Raw genomic sequence first — 2,859 nt, 5'->3', positions numbered from 1 at the left:
GACGTTGTTAAGATTTTAGAAGGAGCATTTGCAAAGAATGAATCCGTCTTTCTTCACGAATTATTATGGACCATTGATGCCAAACATCGCTTGATTCTAAATCTTGATGAAATTAATTCTGCTATAGATTTGATTGGGGGTATTCGAAAGAGAACAGATGGAGATGTAGTTGAACTTAACGAACTCGAACTTGAGAAATCTGATTATATCATTGATGAGGATATGATTAGTGCGATGAAAATTTACAACGAGCATCTCAAGAGGTAAAGTTCAAATAAACGATTGATTATAATAGAGCTTTTTTTCATTTTAGCTATCTTTAAACCTTTCACCAACTAATGTTGGACTCTTTCCCCCAAAGTATTCGAATTTCGAAATATGAAAAGTTTGCTGTCAAGGGCTTTGGCCCTGGGAGGAGTAATTGCCCCAATTCTCTTTGTCGGGGTATCGTGGACGTGTGCATCCATGAGGCCCGGTTACAGTCATTTACACAATTTTATCAGCGAACTGGGAGCGAACGGTACTTCTAATAGTGAATTGATGAATTATCTGGGCTTCATGTCCTCGGGGCTACTCTTTTGCTTGTTCGGTATTGGGCTATTCAGGGCTGTCCCAAGAAAAAATCTCGCGAGAACGGGTACTGTTTTAATAATGGTCTTTGGAACTGGAATGGCCCTAGCAGGTATCTACTCATGCGATTCAGGATGCCCTACCGACGGAACCTTGGAATCCACAATACATGATAGGGTCTCTGCGATTACATTTATATCCGCTATCATTGGGGCCATTGTTTTAGGTTTTTCCTTTAAGAAGGCTGAATCCTTTAAGAGAATTGCCAATTTTTCCATTTCCATTGGCTTCATATCTGCTCTACTTTTAGTCGTGATGATAGATTCTTTCGAATCACGAACATATACAGGGCTCTGGCAACGGCTTTTGTTGTTCTCGATATTTCTGTGGACCTCCATTGTCGGGATTAAAATATTGAAGCTTTATAAAGTTTAGATTAAGGATGAAAAAGCAGATTTTAGCCCTAATTACTATCTTGCTTATCGCATTCGCTGGAATTCCCCAATCCACTGGTGCCTTTACAGACTCGCGTGATGGGCAAACGTATAAAACTATCAGCTTTGAAAACGCTATGACCGGCACCACGGTTACTTGGATGGCCCAGAACCTGAACTATAAAGTTCAGAACAGTTACGCCTATGATGACATCGAGAGTAATCGCAAAGAGTTTGGCTTGCTTTATACTTGGGAGGCGGCTAAAAACGCCTGCCCAAACGGTTGGCATTTGGCAACGGATAGTGAATGGTCTATTCTAGCGAATGAATTTGGCGGAGTAGAGAAGGCCGGCGAGGCCTTAAAGAGCGCCAGCGGATGGAGGGAAGACGGAAATGGCACTAATAGCAGCGGGTTTAATGCGCTTCCGGCAGGTATTCGCAGAAATAATGGCTATGATGTCTTGGGGTATTTCGCTTTTTGGTGGTCGTCCACACCTACAGGCGAAGAGGGCAAAGCTTGGGGATGGGACATCAGTTATGGTGGTCCTGACAAGTCGATTATATCAAAAGTGTTCCGATACGATGCCAATATTCTTGGTGGATGTTCGGTACGTTGCTTACGGGATTGATGTATTTGACTTAACCAACGAATGCCATGCTAGGAAATCAACGAACGATGCAAAAAGTCTAAATAAACGATAGTGGCTGTTGCAGAACCCCAACAAACATCTTTTTTTGCTTTCACCAATGAGCGGAAATCCGTAAATTGAAGGTATGCAAGGAAGAAAGAACTATACCGAAAAACTGTTCCTCAGTTTCCAGTTGTCCGACCGGATCCCGGAGGAAAATCTCTATAGAAGGCTCCGCGAAACGCTCGACCTGAACTTTCTTTACAGGGATACGAAAGAGCTCTATGGCAAGACCGGCAACCCGTCGATCGACCCCGTGGTCTTTTTCAAGCTGTTGATCACGGGATATCTGGAGAACATCACCTCCGACCGAAAACTGGTGGAACACTGTAGTATGCGGATGGACGTGCTCTACTTCCTGGGCTATGACCTGGACGAGGAGCTGCCATGGCACTCGACGATAAGCAGGACGAGGCAACTCTACCCGGAATCCCTTTTCGTGTCCTTGTTCAACAAGGTATTCGCCCTGTGCGTCGACAGCGGGATGGTATCCGGCCATACCCAGGCGGTGGATTCGGCCCCGATAAAGGCGAACGCATCCATGGAAAGCGTAGTGCCGAAAATGCCCGCAGACTCCATAGTCAAACACTTGAAGAAAGTATCAGAGGAAAACGCGGTAAACAAGGAAAGACAAGCGAAGACCACGTCCCCCGTACAGATATCCGCTCCCGAGCACGAGCTGAAGCGCGTAGAAAAGCACCATCAAAACCTGAGGGACAGTCCAGTACGTCTGGCCGGTGCGTCCCACAAAAAGGCACGCCTGCTGAGCAACAAGACGCATTATAACCCCCGTGACCCGGATGCCCGTATATCGTTCAAGCCCGGCAAGGCCAGAAAGCTCAACTACCATTGCAGCATGGCGGTGGATACCGCTGAAGGTGTCATCTCGCATATCCAAGCGGACTTTGCCGACGGAAGGGACAGCCAGTACCTGAAGGATATCGGCCTGAAAACCCAAGACCGTCTAAGGAAGAACGAGCTTGCGATGACGGACCTCCTTGCGGACGCAGGGTATTCCAACGGCTCCAACTACGATTTTCTGGAACAAAGGAAGGTCACCGGGTGGATACCCGTCTTCGGGAAATACAAACCTGAGATAAAAGGTTTTCCCTACAACAAGGAAAAGGACGAGTACAGTTGCCCGATGGACAGACCCCTGCCCTTCA

Annotated in this window: 4 protein-coding genes; all 4 read left to right on the top strand. The window is 46.4% G+C overall.

Annotation, left to right across the window (positions count from 1 at the left end; all coding sequences use genetic code 11):
- A partial coding sequence (locus ACEW8S_RS01155) for a hypothetical protein (protein WP_373516359.1) occupies positions 1 to 267 on the top strand: 267 nt, incomplete at its 5' end.
- A gap of 111 nt (positions 268 to 378) precedes the next feature.
- Positions 379 to 1,005, top strand: a complete 627-nt coding sequence (locus ACEW8S_RS01150) for a DUF998 domain-containing protein (RefSeq protein ID WP_373516358.1) — start codon at positions 379 to 381, stop codon at positions 1,003 to 1,005.
- Positions 1,006 to 1,012: 7 nt separating this feature from the next.
- Positions 1,013 to 1,633: an FISUMP domain-containing protein gene (locus ACEW8S_RS01145; protein WP_373516357.1), complete on the top strand. Its 621-nt coding sequence runs from the start codon at positions 1,013 to 1,015 to the stop codon at positions 1,631 to 1,633.
- A 145-nt stretch (positions 1,634 to 1,778) separates the two neighbouring features.
- Positions 1,779 to 2,859 (top strand): transposase (locus ACEW8S_RS01140; RefSeq protein ID WP_373516356.1); only part of this gene is annotated, 1,081 nt, incomplete at its 3' end.

Origin of the sequence: Pricia sp., from assembly GCF_041745955.1 — a bacterium.
GTDB lineage: Bacteria > Bacteroidota > Bacteroidia > Flavobacteriales > Flavobacteriaceae > Pricia.
Note: the sequence above shows the minus strand (reverse complement) of the source record. Positions and strands in the feature narration are given on the sequence as shown.